The 16,927-nt window shown below is 49.8% G+C and carries 13 protein-coding genes; 8 read left to right on the forward strand and 5 right to left on the reverse strand.

What is annotated here, in order from left to right; genetic code table 11:
• Positions 1-54 precede the first annotated feature (54 nt).
• Entirely contained in the window at positions 55-513 is a 459-nt protein-coding gene (locus K384_RS00075; protein WP_038028271.1) for a hypothetical protein, read from the forward strand.
• Between the two features lie 83 nt (positions 514-596).
• On the opposite strand, the gene K384_RS00080 is transcribed toward K384_RS00075, so the two are convergent.
• Positions 597-2,174, reverse strand: coding sequence for an acyl-CoA carboxylase subunit beta (locus tag K384_RS00080; protein WP_038028272.1), 1,578 nt, complete (start codon positions 2,172-2,174; stop codon positions 597-599).
• Positions 2,175-2,383: 209 nt separating this feature from the next.
• Between K384_RS00080 and K384_RS00085 the strand changes: the two genes are divergently transcribed.
• From K384_RS00085 to K384_RS00105, 5 genes are all read left to right on the forward strand, one after another.
• Positions 2,384-3,904: a CCA tRNA nucleotidyltransferase gene (locus tag K384_RS00085; protein WP_051632953.1), complete on the forward strand. Its 1,521-nt coding sequence runs from the start codon at positions 2,384-2,386 to the stop codon at positions 3,902-3,904.
• A gap of 79 nt (positions 3,905-3,983) precedes the next feature.
• The gene (locus K384_RS13135; protein WP_051632954.1) at positions 3,984-5,276 is read left to right on the forward strand and encodes a transporter associated domain-containing protein; all 1,293 of its coding nucleotides are present in this window, start codon (positions 3,984-3,986) and stop codon (positions 5,274-5,276) included.
• 2 nt (positions 5,277-5,278) lie between these two features.
• Complete coding sequence (locus K384_RS00095; RefSeq protein ID WP_038028274.1) at positions 5,279-5,671, forward strand: hypothetical protein; 393 nt, start codon at positions 5,279-5,281, stop codon at positions 5,669-5,671.
• A gap of 111 nt (positions 5,672-5,782) precedes the next feature.
• Entirely contained in the window at positions 5,783-10,132 is a 4,350-nt protein-coding gene (locus K384_RS00100; RefSeq protein ID WP_071837412.1) for a CusA/CzcA family heavy metal efflux RND transporter, read from the forward strand.
• 23 nt (positions 10,133-10,155) lie between these two features.
• On the forward strand, positions 10,156-11,307 hold the full coding sequence (locus tag K384_RS00105) for an efflux RND transporter periplasmic adaptor subunit (RefSeq protein WP_038028275.1): 1,152 nt from the start codon (positions 10,156-10,158) through the stop codon (positions 11,305-11,307).
• 33 nt (positions 11,308-11,340) lie between these two features.
• Here K384_RS00105 and K384_RS00110 read toward each other — a convergent pair whose 3' ends face one another.
• The 3 genes from K384_RS00110 to K384_RS00120 form a co-directional block, all read right to left on the reverse strand.
• Entirely contained in the window at positions 11,341-12,891 is a 1,551-nt protein-coding gene (locus K384_RS00110) for an Rne/Rng family ribonuclease (protein WP_038028896.1), read from the reverse strand.
• 205 nt (positions 12,892-13,096) lie between these two features.
• Positions 13,097-13,924 (reverse strand): tetratricopeptide repeat protein, encoded by an 828-nt coding sequence (locus K384_RS00115; protein WP_038028276.1) that lies wholly within the window; start codon positions 13,922-13,924, stop codon positions 13,097-13,099.
• 18 nt (positions 13,925-13,942) lie between these two features.
• Positions 13,943-14,257, reverse strand: coding sequence for an HU family DNA-binding protein (locus K384_RS00120; protein ID WP_038028277.1), 315 nt, complete (start codon positions 14,255-14,257; stop codon positions 13,943-13,945).
• 190 nt (positions 14,258-14,447) lie between these two features.
• Between K384_RS00120 and mutY the strand changes: the two genes are divergently transcribed.
• Both mutY and K384_RS00130 read left to right on the forward strand, forming a co-directional pair.
• A complete protein-coding gene (gene mutY, locus K384_RS00125; protein ID WP_038028279.1) occupies positions 14,448-15,518 on the forward strand; it encodes an A/G-specific adenine glycosylase in 1,071 nt (356 codons plus the stop codon).
• A 108-nt stretch (positions 15,519-15,626) separates the two neighbouring features.
• A complete protein-coding gene (locus K384_RS00130) occupies positions 15,627-16,100 on the forward strand; it encodes a single-stranded DNA-binding protein (protein ID WP_038028281.1) in 474 nt (157 codons plus the stop codon).
• An 82-nt stretch (positions 16,101-16,182) separates the two neighbouring features.
• Here K384_RS00130 and K384_RS00135 read toward each other — a convergent pair whose 3' ends face one another.
• A complete protein-coding gene (locus K384_RS00135; RefSeq protein WP_038028283.1) occupies positions 16,183-16,908 on the reverse strand; it encodes a hypothetical protein in 726 nt (241 codons plus the stop codon).
• Between the last annotated feature and the right edge of the window lie 19 nt (positions 16,909-16,927).

A 16,927-nucleotide genomic window follows, 5' to 3' on the forward strand; every position in this document is an offset into this window, starting at 1 on the left:
GCATGGCAAGCCGGAATCCTTTATTTTTAGGTAGCGTATGAAAATCAGATGGCTATGGCAAAACTACTTCTGTGCTTTTCGTTCATTCAGTTGTTTTCATGGACCTATAGCGGCAGGTCGCTGGTAGAGTTCGAACCGGTGCGGGGGTATGTATTTGTCGGACCAGATACGGACTTGACCATGCTTTTCTATACCATCAAAAGCGAAGCGGAGTGGGCAAGTGTTTTTGAGCCCTATCCGGGGCACTACCCCAAGAAGGTAACACGTGTCGATTTTAATCGATACGATGCCATTGCACTCATTAAAAACGGTTATGATTACTGGTTCTTACGTCCACAGAAAGTGGAAGTAGAAAACGGGGAGGTAAACCTCTTTTATGAAGCATACATTACAGAAAAAAATATCCCGTGGAAAGCTGCCATTCCTTTAATCGTGCTCATTCCAAAGGGGAAATACAAGGCAGTGCGTTTTATTGAAAACGGGCGTATTGTGAAGCGCTTGGAACACTACTAAAAGCCGGAAGCAAGAAAAAAATAAAAGGGAGCCCGAAAGCTCCCTTTTTATATTCAAAACAAGCCTGCTTGAATGCTCTTTCATTAGAGAGGAATGTTGCCATGTTTTTTCTTGGGCAGGCTCTCTACCTTGTTTTCCAACATTTCAAAAGCACGAATCAACTTCTGACGGGTTTGCGAAGGCATAATGACCTCGTCTATGTAACCACGGTGTGCTGCCCGGTAAGGATTGGCAAACTTGTCTTCATATTCTTGAATTTTTTCTTGCAACTTGGCTTCCGGGTCCTCGGCGGCGGCTATTTCCTTGCGGAAAATGATTTCGGCCGCGCCTTTGGCGCCCATCACGGCGATTTCAGCAGTGGGCCAAGCATAGTTCATATCTGCCCCTATGTGCTTGGAGTTCATCACGTCGTAGGCACCGCCATAGGCTTTGCGTGTGATGACAGTAATGCGGGGCACAGTGGCTTCGCAAAAAGCATAAAGCAATTTGGCGCCGTGGGTGATGATGCCGTTCCACTCTTGGTCGGTACCGGGCAAAAAGCCGGGCACGTCTTCAAACACCAGCAACGGAATATTGAAAGCATCGCAGAAGCGCACAAAGCGGGCTGCTTTCACGCTGGCGTTGATGTCAAGCACACCTGCCAATACCGCCGGCTGGTTGGCAACAATGCCTATGCTGCGCCCTGCCAAGCGGGCAAAACCTACCACGATATTTTCGGCATAGTTTTGATGTACTTCAAAGAAGCTGCCGGCATCGACCACCTCCTCAATCACTTCGCGCATGTCGTAAGGCTGATTGGGGTTGTCGGGCACTATGTCATCCAGTTTGGGGCGCAATTCGTCTTGTGGAGTATAGGGCAGACGCGGCGGGTCTTCTTCGCAGTTCTGCGGAATATAGCTCAATAGCTTTTTGATATGCTCGATGCACTCTACTTCATTGCGGCAGGCAAAGTGAGCCACCCCACTTTTACTGGTGTGTGTTTGTGCACCGCCCAACTCTTCTGCCGTCACGTCTTCATGAGTCACTGTTTTTACCACGTTGGGACCGGTCACGAACATATAGGAGGTTTTTTCGACCATCAAAATAAAGTCGGTAATGGCCGGCGAGTAAACTGCACCCCCTGCGCAAGGTCCCATGATGGCCGAAATTTGGGGAATCACCCCCGAGGCACGTGTGTTACGGTAAAAGATATCGGCATAGCCGGCAAGCGACACCACACCTTCTTGAATGCGGGCGCCACCCGAGTCGTTCAAGCCAATGACCGGTATGCCGTTTTTCATGGCTAAATCCATAATACGGCATATTTTTTCGGCATAGGCTTCGGAAAGCGAGCCACCGAAAACAGTAAAATCTTGAGAGAAGACGTAAACCGGGCGCCCATTGATGGTACCATAGCCGGTCACTACCCCGTCGCCCAAGTAATACTCTTTATCCAAGCCAAAATCTTTGCAGCGGTGCATTACAAAGCGTCCTATCTCTTCGAACGAGCCCTCGTCAAGCAGCAGCTCCAGGCGTTCGCGCGCCGTGAGCTTCCCTTTTTTATGCTGGCTTTCTATTTTTTTTATGCCCCCGCCCAAAAGGGCTTCTTCGTTTTTCTTTTTTAACAATTCGTATTTCTCTGCTTTGGTGCGGGCAGAGAGCTTTCCCTTATGTTGTTCCATATCTTGACAGGTTCAATTGAATTGATACATAGGTAACAAATGCCCTCCCAAGATAAGCCTAAAATCAAGGATTGTCAAACCATTGGGCAAAGGGAGTCCGTTTGAATTGTGTAACTTTGCACCGGGTGGTAGTTACTTCATGCATCGAGTGGTAGCTACTCATGAGCTTGTGCCTTGCGAAAGGCACCCGATTTTAACCGTAGAACACAATGAGACCGGCAACTGTCAATAACTTTAACTTTGACTTTCAAAAGCACCTGAGCGAGCAACCTATCTTCCGCTACGTACAACAAGCAGCCGACGAGCTGGGCGTGGAAACCTATGTGGTAGGCGGTTATGTGAGAGACTGCCTGTTGGGGCGCCCTACCAAAGATGTGGATTTTGTATGTGTGGGCAGCGGCATTGAATTGGCAAAAAAGACGGCCGCGCTCATTAGCCCCCAATTGAAAGTAAACGTATATAAAAACTTCGGCACTGCCATGTTTCATTTCGATGGCTGGCAGGTAGAGTTTGTAGGCGCGCGTAAGGAGTCTTACCGTGCCGACTCACGCAAGCCCATCGTAGAGAACGGCACACTCGAAGACGACCAAAAGAGACGCGATTTTACCATCAATGCTTTGGCGGTGTGTGTGAACCAAGCCCGTTGGGGCGAGCTCATTGACCCCTTCGACGGACTCAAAGACATGAAGCGTAGGATCATACGCACCCCCCTTGACCCGGACATCACTTTTTCCGATGACCCTTTGCGCATGCTGCGCGCCATACGCTTCGCTTCTCAGTTGCAGTTCGATATAGAACCCGACACATTCGAAGCCATCATACGCAACAAGGAGCGCATCAAGATATTATCGCAAGAGCGTATTACCGAAGAATTGAATAAAATCATCTTGTCACCGCTGCCTTCTTATGGTTTTAAACTGCTTTTCACAGCAGGCTTGCTTGAGTATATCTTGCCCGAATTGGTGGCATTGCATGGTGTGGAAGTGATCGACGGCAAAGGGCACAAAGATAACTTTTACCATACCTTGAAGGTCTTGGACAATGTAGCTAAAGTAAGCGATGACCTTTGGTTGCGTTGGGCTGCCCTGCTGCACGACATAGGCAAGGCGCCTACCAAGGCTTTCGACCCCAAAGTAGGATGGACCTTCCATGGGCATGAAGTTGTAGGGGCCAAAATGACACGGCAAATATTCAAGCGCCTGCGCTTGCCCAATAAGGAGCCCTTAAAGAAAGTAGAAACCTTGGTGCGTCTGCATTTGCGCCCTATTGCTTTGGTTAAAGAGACCGTAACCGACTCTGCCATCCGCCGCTTGCTTTTCGATGCCGGCGAATATCTCGAAGACTTGATGCTGCTTTGCCGTGCCGACATCACCTCGAAAGATAAAAACAAAGTAGCGCGCTTTTTGAAGAACTTCGATAAGGTAGAACAAAAAATCATGGAAGTGGAAGAGCGCGACCGCATTCGCAACTTTCAGCCCGTCATTAGCGGTGAGTGCATCATGTTTACCTTCGACTTGAAACCGGGGCGCATCATCGGGGAACTCAAAGAGCAGATTAAAGATGCCGTATTGGACGGAAAAATAAAAAACGATTTCGAGCAGGCTTTTGATTTGCTGTTGACACTGGCAAAAGAAAAGGGCTTGGAACCGAAAAAATCGAAAGAGGAGGTGCGTCGGTGGTGGCAAGAGCAGCAATTGAAAAAGCAAGAAGAGGCAGCAAAACGGAACTAACTATTTTTGCAAAACGTAGAAAAATTTAAATTAGACCACCTTTTTTTAAAACAGAGATATTTACAAACGAAACCAACCTATGGAAAGTGAAAGTAGTATTTTATGGCTTATCCTGTTGACTGCCCTTTACGCTTTGGCTACTTTGCTGCGTGTGGCAGTCGTGAAATACCATAATTTGCATGCTGCCTTAGAAAAAAATGAAAGACTCAGCCCCGAACGCACCAACTTCTTAATTACGCGCCATGACCTGGTGCTCTCATCGCTTTATTTGTTTAAAGTACTGATGGCGCTGCTCATCGGTTGGCTGGCAGCGCAGGCATGGATGAGCCTGGCTATCCGTGAAGCTTACGGACGATGGAGCCTGGCCATCGGCGGCTTGCTGCTTTGTGCCGTCCTGTTGGCTTTGCTGGGCGATTTTTGGATGCGTTCTATCGCCATCAAGTCATCGGTTAAGGTTTTGAAGCAACTCTTTTTCCCCTTACGTCTCATTTATTCGTTTCTATATCCTTTTGCGTGGTTGGTGCTGATTGTGGCCAAGAAGCTGGAAAAAGACACCGACAGCCTGCGCACCGAAGCCACGCTTTACGACGAAGAAGAAATTTTGGCAATGATTGAGCACCAGCCCCAAGACGAAGGGCAGCCGGACACCGAACAAGCCTTGATTGTAAATGTCTTGCAGTTCAATGAAAAGGTGGCCGGGCAAATCATGGTGCCGCGCCCCAAGGTGGCGGCGGTCTCTATCGACAGCCCGCTGCAGCAGATTGTAGATAAGGTAAACGAAGAAGGCTATTCACGCTTGCCCGTCTATGAAGAGACCATAGACAAAATAGTGGGCATTCTTTATGCCAAAGACCTGCTCTCTTTGGTGGTAAGAAAAGAAGAGTCGGATATTGCGCAGCTTAGACGCATCTTGCGTAAACCCCTATTCGTGCCTGAAGACATGCCTTTGGACCGCCTGCTACGCACCCTGCAGCACCATCGCGTGCACATGGCCATTGTGGTGGATAAGTACGGGGGCACGGCCGGGCTGCTTACGCTGGAAGATGTGCTGGAAGAAATAGTAGGCGACATACAGGATGAATACGACAACGAGCAGCCCATTGTGCAGCGCCTGGACGACAACCACTATTTGCTGGATGGATTGACCTCGCTCACCGATGTGAATCGTTACTTGCCTTTCGACATCCCCGAGGGCGACGAATACGATACTGTGGCCGGCTTGCTCAACTACACGCTCGGAAAAATACCGGAGATAGGCGAGGTGGCTATTGTAGAAAACCTTAAGTTTGTAGTGAAAGAAAAAGAGGGCAATGCCATCACCAAGGTAGAGCTTGAAGTATTGCCCGAGCAACCTATTTCCAACATAGACTAAGCATGCTCAGAAGAGCCTTGGCATATGGTCTCACGCTTTGGATAGCCGCAAGTGCTTGCTTCCCTTTTCAAGATGCCGAAGAGGTAAGCAAGTTGCCTTTGTTGTGGCATCACTACATGGAGCATCATGCCGGCTCTTCTTTTTTTAGTTTTTTGATAGAGCATTATGTGCGCCTGAATCATCAGCACCGGGACGAAGGGGCAAGTGAGCATCAAAAGCTGCCCATGAAGGTGCACCATCACGAAGGGCTGCAGTTGTTTTTCTTTATACTCGCAAGCAGAGAACTGCCCCCGCTTGTCAAGCTCCAAACAGTGGTGAAAGGGATAGTGGGGCACCGGGCCGGCACGCCCCGCTCTGCCATTGATTTTGTTTTTCATCCCCCCTGCCGGGCATAGCATTCAACCTTTCTTTTACCAAACGAACACAAAAGCAGCCTTGCTGCCGCTATGCGGCATGTGCTGTGGTTTATGTGTTTGCTCTTTCATTCATTAAAAAAAAGAAATGCTATGCTCAATAGAATCATTCATTTTTCCATCCATCATAGGGCAATCATAGGTTTGGCTATGTTGGCATGGTTGGCGTGGGGGATTTATTCTTTACGCCAATTGCCCGTTGATGCCGTGCCCGACATCACCAATAACCAAGTACAAATTATCACCACGGCGCCTGCTCTGTCGGCTTCCGACGTAGAGCGCTTGGTCACCTTCCCCGTGGAGCAAGCTATGCTCAATATTCCGGAGCTGAAAGAAGTACGTTCCATTTCTCGCTTTGGCTTGTCGGTTGTAACAGTGGTTTTCGATGATGCCACCGATATATACTGGGCAAGACAACAGGTGCAAGAACGCCTGGCGGGTGTGGAAGTGCCCCCGTCTATAGGAAAGCCGGCCATGGCACCTTTGTCCACAGGTTTGGGGGAGGTGTATCAATATGTGTTGCGTCCCAAGAAAGGTTATGAGCAACAATACGACGCCATGCAGTTGCGTACCTTACAGGATTGGGTGGTGCGGCGTCAGTTGCTGGGCACGCCCGGCGTGGCCGACGTCAGTGGCTTTGGCGGTTATCTGAAACAATACGAAATAGCGCTCAATCCGCAAAAACTACGCTCTTTTGGGCTCACCATTGCCGACATTGCCCGTGCCGTGGAAATGAACAACCAAAACGCGGGCTCTGCCTACATTGAAAAAGGTGAGCGGGCTTATTTTATCCGAAGCGAAGGCTTGTTGCAGTCTCTCGACGAGCTCAAACAAATTTGTGTAGGTTATACCGCACAAGGATTGCCCATTCTGCTCAAAGAGGTAGCCGAGGTGCGTTGGGGGCATGCCGTCCGTTATGGAGCACTGACCTACAACGACCGGGGCGAAGCCGTAGGCGGCATTGTGATGATGTTGAAAGGCGAAAATGCCGCCAAAGTCATTGAACGTGTGAAAGAGCGTTTGCAGCAAATACAACGAAGCTTGCCCGAGGGCGTGGTCATTGAGCCGTATTTGGACCGCACGCAGTTGGTCAATCGCACCATTCGCACCGTAGTAAAAAACCTGACCGAAGGGGCGCTGATTGTCATTGCCGTCATCATGCTGCTGTTGGGCAGCTTGCGTGCCGGCTTGGTGGTGGCTTCGGTCATTCCTTTGTCCATGCTTTTTGCCATTGGCATGATGAACGTATTTGGCATTTCCGGCAACCTGATGAGCTTGGGCGCCATTGATTTTGGCATTATTGTCGATGGCTCTATTATCATTGTAGAGGCCGGCTTGCATTACTTGCATACTCACTTTTTGAATAAACGCCTGCCGCAACAAGAGATGAACGAGGCGGTTTTTCGTTCGGCTGTGAAAGTGCGCAATGCCGCCGCTTTTGGCGAAATCATCATCATGATAGTGTATTTGCCGGTGTTGGCATTGAGTGGCGTGGAAGGGCGCATGTTCAAGCCTATGGCTGCCACCGTGATTTTTGCCATCTTGGGCGCTTTTATTTTGTCTTTAACTTATGTGCCCATGATGAGCGCATGGCTGTTCAATAAAAAAATAAAACCTACTTGGGCGGTCTCGGCGCGTATTGTGCATGCCATGCAGGCATTGTATCGACCGGTGCTGTGGGGCGCCTTGCGCCGTCGTTTGCTGGTAGTGGCCATGGCCGTATTGCTGTTTGTGCTGAGCCTGTGGCGCTTTCTGCAAATGGGCGCAGAGCTGGTGCCTACCCTGCAAGAGGGCGACATAGCCATACAAGTGACGCTCTTGCAAGGAAGCAGCCTGCAGGAAAGTGTGCGGCAAGTAAGCCGTATATCTCATATTTTATTGACTGAATTTCCGGAAGTGCGGGCTACGGTGGGCAAAATAGGCACCGCCGAAATACCTACCGACCCCATGCCCATTGAAGAAACCGACTTGATGGTGTTGCTGCACGACCGCAGCACTTGGACGCGCTTCGAAACACAGCAAGAGCTGGTGGCTGCCATTCAGCAACGGCTGGCACAAATTCCCGGCTTGCAATTGAGCTTTCAGCAGCCCATACAGCTGCGTTTCAACGAGCTGATTACAGGCATACGCCAAGATGTGGCAGTGAAGTTATATGGCGAAAACTTTGATACGCTTATGGTTTATGGAGAAAAAATAGCCCAAGTGGTGCAGAAAGTGCAAGGAGCTAAAGACTTGTATGTGCAGCGGCTGGGGGGCATGCCACAGGTGGTAGTCTCTTTCGACCGCCAAGCCTTGGCACGTTATGGTATTGACATTGCCACCGCCAACCAAAGCCTGCAGGCTGCCTCTGCCGGCTGGCAGGTGGGGCAAATATATGAAGAAGAACGGCGTTTTGATATAGTGCTGCGTTATGCAGAGCCCTTCCGCCAAAGCCCCGAAGCTTTGCAGGAAATTTACTTGCATAGCAAAGACGGGCAGATGGTACCACTTTCCAAAGTGGCTCGTATTGAGCAGAAAGAAAGCCTGAACGAAATTCGCCGCGACAATGCGCGCCGCTTCTTGAGCGTGGCGTTCAATGTGCGGGGGCGCGATATTGCCTCGGTAGTGGAAGAAGTGGAAAAAAGAATTGCCCAAGAGGTGAAATTACCGCCGGGTTACAGCCTCACTTTCGGAGGGCAATTTCAAACCCTTCAGGAAGCCCAAAACCGCCTGATGATAGCCGTACCATTGGCATTGGCACTCATTTTCATCTTGCTTTACTTCACCTTCCGCTCCTTTGCCGATGCGTTGCTTATCTTTTCGGCAGTGCCCTTGGCTGCCATTGGCGGGGTGTGGGGGCTTAGCTTGCGCAATATGCCCTTTAGCATATCGGCAGGCGTAGGCTTCATTGCCCTTTTCGGTATTGCCGTATTGAATGGCATTGTATTGATTGCGGAGTTCCGCCACTTGAAAACACAATACAGCAACTTGTGGCGGATGGTACTGATAGGGAGCCTCACCCGCTTACGCCCCGTGATGACTACCGCCCTGGTGGCGTCTATGGGCTTTTTGCCCATGGCGCTTTCTCAGTCCGATGGGGCAGAGGTACAGCGTCCTTTGGCTACAGTGGTTATCTTCGGCTTGATGACAGCTACCGTGCTCACTTTGGTGCTGCTGCCTTGCCTTTATACGCTGAAAGAACAAGGCTTTGGCGGGCGTGCCGGCAAGCGCCCCATGGCTCTGATGGTCATGATTTTCGTTCTTTCGCTCTTGTCCTTGCCTTCAAAAGGGCAGTCTTTGTTGCAGCGCCAAGAGTTGCCCGCTTTGCTGCACCAACAAGAAGCCATGCAGGCAGCCGAAATGCAGACCCGGGCACAGGAGTGGCAAGCCAAGAACTGGGCACAGCTTCCCCGCCTGCAAATAGAGTGGATGGGCGGGCAATACAATGCTATTTATTGGGACAACTACTTTGCCATACGGCAAGAGCTGCCTTTGCTTTGGCAGCTCAAAGCGCGCAAAGCACATGCCCATAGCACCTATGAACTGCAGCAGCGCCGGCAGGAGCTTCTGGCGAAAGAGCTGCTCTACCAAGCCATGCTTGCTTATGAAGAGGTGCTATATGAAAGGCAGGTGGCTGCTCTCTACGACCAAGCGGCACAAGTCACGGACTCGCTGCTCTATTTGGCTGCAAGAGCTTTTGAAAAAGGCGAAATAAGCGGCTGGCAATATAATCAGTGGCAACTGTCATCCTATCAATACACCCGCTTGCGGCGCGAGCATCAAAAAGCCTTGCGTATGGCTTCTGCTGCCCTCGCTTTGTATGCAGGCAAAGCGGCACTGCCGGCAGACTCGCTTGCCCCTTGGCAGATGCCTGCCGTAGAGCAAACAAGCATGCACCCTTATGAAGAGGTATTGCAAGCCCAACTGAAGCAAGAAGAAGCCGGCAGGCAGCGGCAGCGGGCAGAATGGATGCCCTCACTCAATCTGGGGTATTTCAACCAATCACTGACTGGCTGGCAGGGTGCCCCCGGGCAAGAGCGCTTTTATGATGCCGGCAAGCGCTTCCAAGGGGTGATGCTTACCCTCAGTTTCCCTTTTATCAATAGTGGATTGCATAAACAGCAGCAAGCCAACAAAGCGGCAATAGAAGCACGCAAGCTGGAAACAGCTTGGCAACAGAAGCAATGGAAGCTGCAAAAAGAGGAAGCCCGCAGGCAGCTGCTGTGGTTGGCAACCGAACTGAACAAGCTGCAGCCGCTTTATGAGCTGCAGCAACAGCAATTGCAGCGGGCTGCCGCAGCCTATGCCCGTGGTGAGCTTGACCGCATCACTTTTTACAATCATCGCCTTCAAGCCCTGAGCTGGCTGGCTGACTATTACACCCGCCTCTACGAATACAACCGTGCCGTGATTAGTTGGCACTATTATGCCAATACGCTCGAAGAGGCTTTGAATCAATTTTAAACACCTTTTAAAATACCGGAAAAATGAAACGTTCATTATATATTCTTCTTGCTTTGATATTGCTTGAAGCCTGCACCACAGACAAGCCACAACAAGAGACAAGCCAAGCAGCTGATGCCGCCCAAGCACCTGCTGAGCTGCAAGCAGTGGAGTTAAGCCCACAGCAAATCGAGGAAATGGGCATACAGTTCACGCAAGCCGTCCGGCAAGAGGTGTCGGAATGGGTAGAAGTGAGTGGTCAGGTGATGCCGCCGCCCGAGAGCATCATTCAGGTGAGTGCCCGCATTCCCGGTTATGTGCGCAGGCTGCAGCTCATTGAAGGGCAGCATGTGCAAAAAGGGCAAGTGCTGTTTTATATTGAAAGCTTGGACTTCGTCGATATGCAGCGGCGTTACCTGACGGTGCTCGCAGATTTGGAGCAACTCGAAAGTGCCTATAAAAGAGAGCAGGCATTGCTGGAGCTTGATGTCAATGCACGCAAAACTTTTGAACAAACCAACGCAGCTTATCGAAAGACCCTGGCAGAAAAGAAAGCTTTGGAGGCACAGTTGGAGCTGCTGGGAGTCAATCCCGTACAGATAGCTCAAGGCAGCCTGCAAAAATGGCTGCCTGTGCGTGCCGGGCGTGCTGCAGTAGTAACCAAAATATTGACCACCGAAGGGGCTTATGTGCAGCCACAGCAGGCTGTATTGGAACTGCTCGACGAACGCCATGTGCACATAGAGCTGACAGTCTTTGAAAAAGACCTGCCGAAAGTGCGGCGTGGGCAAAAAGTACGCTTGGTGTCGGCAGCAGCGCCCAACGATACATTGCATGCCAAGGTGTTTGAAGTGAATGCCAAATTAAACACAGACCGCAGCACCAATGTGCATGCACACTTTGACAAAGCCCCCGAGCATCCTGTTGCAGGCAGCTATGTGCAAGCGTGGATTGCCGTTGCGCCCCGTGTGGCGTGGGTGCTGCCTGAAGAAGCGGTCGTATATGATAACGGGCAGGCATATGTATGGCGTAAGCAAGGCAAGCAATTGGAGCCGTTGGTAGTACAGTCGGTGCCTGCCAGTGGGGGCAGTGTTGCCTTACAAGAACCTCTGCCCTTCAGTCCCCAAGACTCTATAGTCTCGACGGGTGCCTTCCGTTTGCTGGCTATTTTCCGCAATGCCGCAGAGGAGGAATAAAAGAAAGGCTGTCCCGCCGGGACAGCCTTCTTTTCAGGTTTCTATTTCGATACCTTTTTTGTTCTTGAATTTGTATTCGTTGATAGCCAATGAGCTATCAGGAATGACACGCACCCAAGTGCCGTATTTAAAAAACCACTTCATTTGTTTGGACCAAAGCCCCTTGGTGAAGTAGGCATGTAAATAAGGGTGCACAATAAGACTTAGACCGCGCTCTTTTTGGTGATGCACGATGTAGTCCAAAGCATTTTCAATGGCATCTGCAATTAATATGCTGGCAGAGATGCTGCCGGTGCCATTGCAGGCGGGACAAACCTCGCGGGTTTTAATGTTTAATTCGGGACGGACGCGCTCCCGGGTGATTTGCATCAGACCGAAGCGGGTGATGGGTAATATCGTATGGCGGGCACGGTCGCTTTTCATGAATTCCTTCATGGCTTCGTACACCGCTTTCTTGTGGGCGGGGTTTTTCATGTCTATGAAATCAATGACAATGATGCCGCCCATGTCTCTGATACGCAGCTGACGGGCTATCTCTTTGGCTGCTTCCAAGTTTACTTTCAGCGCCGTTTCTTCTTGATTGCCCGTATTGGCTGCCTGGTTGCCGCTGTTTACGTCTATGACGTGTAAGGCTTCGGTGTGTTCAATGATCAGGTAGCCACCGCCGGGAAGCGACACGCTCTTGCCAAAGATTTGTTTGAGTTGCTTTTCGATACCGTAGTGTTCAAAAATGCCCACTTTGCCATTGTATAGCTTCACGATTTTTTCGCGGTCGGGGGCTATACGCCGTATGTATGAGCGTATTTCTTCATACATGGCGGGGTCGTCAACCACTACCGCATCGAAATTTTCATCGAGCATGTCGCGCAAGATGGCAGACACGCGGCTCAATTCACCGATAATTTTGGCAGGCGGGCGTGCCTCTCGCAAAATGCGATAACCGGCTTCCCATCGTTCCATCAGCTCACGCAGGTCGGCATCGAGTTCTGCTACTTCTTTGCCTTCGGCTGCCGTGCGCACAATCACACCAAAATTCTTGGGTTTGATAGAGTTGATAAGGCGTAGCAGCCTGTTGCGCTCTTCTTTTTTGATGATTTTTTTCGATACGTTGACGGTATCGGCAAAGGGAATGAGCACCAAATAGCGTCCTGCAATGGTGAGTTGGCAGGACAGGCGGGGACCTTTATTCGAAATAGGTTCTTTTTCTATTTGTACCAAAATGGGCATGTTGCGTTTGAGCACCTGCCCTATTTTGCCCCCTTTTTCTATGGGCTCTTCAAACCGGATATTGTCTAACTTATGCGTTTTTTGCCGTTTGGCAATAGTGTCTTTGGTATAGCGCAACAGCGTGCGTACGTTCGGACCCAAGTCGGTGTAGTGCAAGAAAGCATCTTTTTCGTAGCCTACATCGATGAACGCCGCGTTGTGTCCTGAGACTACCTTTTTTACCGTCCCGAAGTAAATGTCTCCTACATTAAATGGATTGTCCCCCTCTACTACATGATACTCGATAATGTCTTTGTCATTGAGCAGCGCAATGCGTACGCTGTTTTTGCTGACATTGACAATCAGTTCATGACTCACGGTCTTATGGTTTTGCTCATTCATGTAAAAAAGAGGGAAAAGGCTTCCGACTGAAGCCTTTCAGGTGAGTGCATTCAAGATGCACTAACGGTTTTTCTTCTTATGACGGTTTTTTCTTAGTCTTTTTTTGCGTTTGTGTGTCGCAATCTTGTGTCTTTTACGTTTTCTTCCACAAGGCATAGTCTTGTTATTTTTTGGTGAAACATTAATTTAATTCCTTCATTGCTTGCTCTATTTGCGCTTTGGCGGCGGGGTCTTGCAGTTGCTCAAGGGCTTTTTGCAAGGTAGCTTTGGCTTCTGCTGTTTTGCCGAGATTCAAATAACTCTCGGCAAGCAACAAATAAGCCTCGGCATGCTGCGGGTTCACCTCAAGCAAGTGCTCGAAACGCTGCGTTGCCTTATCATAAGCTCCCCGTTGCATGGAAAGCAACCCCAAGTTGTAGAGCGCCAACTCATGATTGGGATTCGTCTGCAATATACTCAAAAGCATCTGAATGCCACGCATGGGCTCCTGCGTGGTGATATAGGTCATCGCCATTTTAGCCTTGGCATCCAGTAATGTTTCGTCTTCGTTCAGCACTTGCTCATAAAGTGCTCTGGCTTGTTCGCCAAAGCGGTTGGCGCGCTCTACGTCCATAGCAAAACGGAATGCCTCATAGTAGGCATCGGCAGCACGCAGCTTGTCTTGTATGCTTTGGCTGCGCCCGGCTTTCCATGCCATGTAGTAGGCGGCGCTGTCGAAGCGCCCGGCTTGGTAGAAAGCCATTGCCAGTGAATCTGCCCACAGAGGCTTTTCGCTTGCTCGGGCTTGGCTCCATGCCTCTTTCAAGCGCTTGATTTGAGCAAGCGAAGCCTCAGATAATTGCATGTTGGCATGGGGTTCGTCGCCGCTGTTTTCTTGGGTGCTTGGGGTATCTGCCGTTGCCGTGCTGGCAGGGGCAGCCGGTTTTTTTACCACCTGCCGGGGCAGAGCATACAAGCCGCCCATCAGGGCTATTCCGCCAATGCCTACAATTATCTGAGACTTATTCATGAGCAGAGTGAATTAGATTTAAACAGCTGCTTCTTCGCGGCTTTCTTCTACTTTCAAGTTGTTCTTTACGGCTTCTGCAAAAGTCTTTGCAGGCTTGAACGAAGGTACATAATGCGGCTCGATGATGATAGCCACGTTTTTTGCAATATTGCGAGCGGTTTTGCGAGCCCGTTTTTTGTTTACGAAGCTGCCAAAGCCGCGGAAGTAAATGTTTTCGCCTTTGGTCATGTTGTCTTTTACTACCTCAAAAAAGGTCTCTACTACTTTTTGAACATCAGCTTTGTCGATACCAGTCTTCTCAACAATCTGTGCGATAACTTCTGCCTTTGTCACGGTTCTTACAATTTTTAAGTTAAACCTTGATCCTACTAAAAAAGATAACGAGTTAAAAACCACTGTTTTAGTGGAACACAAAGGTATAGCTTGTTTATCGATTTTAAAAATACTTGTCAAAAAATTTAATATTGTCCGGGAAAACAGAAAAACATAAAATATTGAAATTCAGATTTAAAACACCGGCTTTATGAAAATGATTCCCCGCTTTGCCGGGCGCCTGCTCGAGTGGTATCGCTTGCATCAGCGGGATTTGCCCTGGCGTAAGACGCGTGACCCTTACCGCATTTGGCTTTCTGAAGTCATTCTTCAGCAAACGCGCGTAGCGCAAGGGCTCGCTTATTATGAGCGTTTTGTAGAGCACTACCCCACCGTGCATCATTTGGCAAAAGCGCCCATAGAAGAAGTGTTGCGTTTATGGCAAGGGCTGGGCTATTATAGCCGGGCGCGCAACTTGCATGCTGCCGCCCGCACCATCAGCATACAGTGGGCGGGGCGTTTCCCCGCTTCTTATGACGAGCTGCGCCGATTGAAAGGCGTAGGCGACTACACAGCCGCTGCCATTGCGTCTTTTGCTTTCGATGAACCCGTGGCCGTGGTCGATGGCAACGTGTTTCGTGTGTTGGCGCGCCTCTACGGTTTGTACGACGACATTTCCCGTACAAAGACCAAACACAAGTTCAAAGCACTAAGCGAAGCACATATGCCACCGCAGGAAGCTGCTGCCTACAACCAAGCCATGATGGAGTTTGGTGCCGTGCAGTGTACGCCGCAAAAGCCTTTGTGCATGACCTGTCCTTTTCGTGATGACTGCTATGCCGCACAATATGGCAAACAGCAGGAGCTACCGGTAAAGAGCAAGAAAACTACCAAGCGCAAGCGTTATTTATCTTATCGTTTCTTTTACCGTAACGGCAAGTTATGGATGCAAGAGCGCAAACAAAAGGACATATGGAAGGGGCTGTACGAACCGGCCCGCATCGAAGCAGCTACGGCGCGCGAGATGGAACAGCTGTTGCAAAACGAAGCACCGGCAGCGCTTTGGCAACAAGCACAAGCCATTGAGCAAATACGCCATTTGCTCACACATCAGGAGCTGTTTATTGATATAGGCATGCTGCACCTGCCACCGGATGCAGCCTTGCCGCCCTTCCTGAAGGATGGCGGCGATTGGTTTACACCGGAAGAATGCGACGCTTTGCCCAAGCCCATTGTGATTGCGCAGTACTTCGAACGCCACAGGCATCTTCTGCATGAATAAAGCATCCATTTTTCGAAAAAAAGCAAAAACGTAACTGCCTGACCATCCTTTTTTTAACCAAAATTCTTTATATTCATGCATATTTGCACACTAAAACAAGCGTAAATTATGGCAAGAGGACTCAACAAAGTAATGCTTATCGGCAACTTAGGTGCCGACCCCGAAGTGCGCACCCTGGAGAGCGGTTCTGTAGTGGCTACTTTCAATTTGGCAACTACCGAAACCTACATGGACAAGCAGGGCAACCGCCAATCGATCACCGAATGGCACCGGATAGAAATGTGGGACAGCTTGGCTAAAATTGCAGAGCAATATTTGCGCAAGGGAAGTCAGGTATATATAGAAGGAAAAATCAGAACAGACAACTGGGAAGACAAAGACGGCAACAAACGCTCTATGGTGAAAATACGTGCCCAGTCGATGATATTGCTGGGCGGGCGCCCGGACGAGCAGTCTACCACCTCTTCTTATGGTTCGTCCAATGTGGCATCGCATACACCACCGGCAGAAAAAAGCACTTCTTCAGTAGATGATGTGCCGCCCTTCCTGGCTGATGACGATGACGACGATTTACCGTTTTAAGCCCTTCCGGCTTTGAGCATACAAGCACACAGCGGTCCCCTGTCTGTGGAAAAAGCAGCGCTGCGGTGTGCTTGTATCTTTTTTAAAATGAAAACTGTGCCACCATCCATTGCGCCCGGCTTTCCAATTCTGCTTTTAGCTCACGAATGCGTGCGGAAGAATAGAGCAAATCGGCTTCATGGATATAGCGGCGGGCTACTTCCCATTGACCTCGATTGAAGGCATGCGCTGCTTGGTTGTAATAATACAGGGCTATCAGTTGCACAAAACTGATGCCGGTAAATTGTCCGCCTTCGGCGTAAAAACGGGCGTGTTCGACTATGTCTTGCTCAAATTCCAAAAAGCCGTTTTCATCGGTTGACTCAAGCACAATTTCTTCATTTCCAAGGCGCACTTTTACGAATACGTGATGGGGGGCCTCCATGATTTCATAAGGAACGCCTATTTTACCCAAAAGATAAGCATACACCATGCTGCCCGTTACGCAGTCGAAAGCACCATTTCCCGGCAAGTCGCTCCATCGGCTGTAAGCTTGATATTCTTTCAGCAGGTTTTTTTTTGTATGCCGGAAGAGTTTGTATAGTAAGTTTTTATTGACAGGCCGTTTGCTTGCCTGTGCTTCCCAATAGAGGCGTTCACCTTCGATGGCTTGCCGGAAAGCATGAAACTCACGCAAAATGGCGTGCCGCGTGTGCTGCTCTGTATCCGAAAAAGCAGGCTGTACGCCGCTCTCGGACGGTTGTGCAAAGCCCCGGAAGCTGAATATCAGAAGGAACATCCCTGCCAAGCTGTATAAATAGCGCCTCATGGTCTTCTGTTTTTAAGAT

Source organism: Thermonema rossianum DSM 10300, assembly GCF_000426825.1.
Lineage (GTDB): Bacteria > Bacteroidota > Bacteroidia > Cytophagales > Thermonemataceae > Thermonema > Thermonema rossianum.

Excerpts from the sequence above, each read along its gene's own strand:
- K384_RS00075 (WP_038028271.1), top strand. The coding sequence starts at position 55 with ATGGCAAAACTACTTCTGTGCTTTTCGTTCATTCAGTTGTTTTCATGG.
- K384_RS00080 (WP_038028272.1), bottom strand. The coding sequence starts at position 2,174 with ATGGAACAACATAAGGGAAAGCTCTCTGCCCGCACCAAAGCAGAGAAA.
- K384_RS00085 (WP_051632953.1), top strand. The coding sequence starts at position 2,384 with ATGAGACCGGCAACTGTCAATAACTTTAACTTTGACTTTCAAAAGCAC.
- K384_RS13135 (WP_051632954.1), top strand. The coding sequence starts at position 3,984 with ATGGAAAGTGAAAGTAGTATTTTATGGCTTATCCTGTTGACTGCCCTT.
- K384_RS00095 (WP_038028274.1), top strand. The coding sequence starts at position 5,279 with ATGCTCAGAAGAGCCTTGGCATATGGTCTCACGCTTTGGATAGCCGCA.
- K384_RS00100 (WP_071837412.1), top strand. The coding sequence starts at position 5,783 with ATGCTCAATAGAATCATTCATTTTTCCATCCATCATAGGGCAATCATA.
- K384_RS00105 (WP_038028275.1), top strand. The coding sequence starts at position 10,156 with ATGAAACGTTCATTATATATTCTTCTTGCTTTGATATTGCTTGAAGCC.
- K384_RS00115 (WP_038028276.1), bottom strand. The coding sequence starts at position 13,924 with ATGAATAAGTCTCAGATAATTGTAGGCATTGGCGGAATAGCCCTGATG.
- mutY (WP_038028279.1), top strand. The coding sequence starts at position 14,448 with ATGAAAATGATTCCCCGCTTTGCCGGGCGCCTGCTCGAGTGGTATCGC.
- K384_RS00130 (WP_038028281.1), top strand. The coding sequence starts at position 15,627 with ATGGCAAGAGGACTCAACAAAGTAATGCTTATCGGCAACTTAGGTGCC.
- K384_RS00135 (WP_038028283.1), bottom strand. The coding sequence starts at position 16,908 with ATGAGGCGCTATTTATACAGCTTGGCAGGGATGTTCCTTCTGATATTC.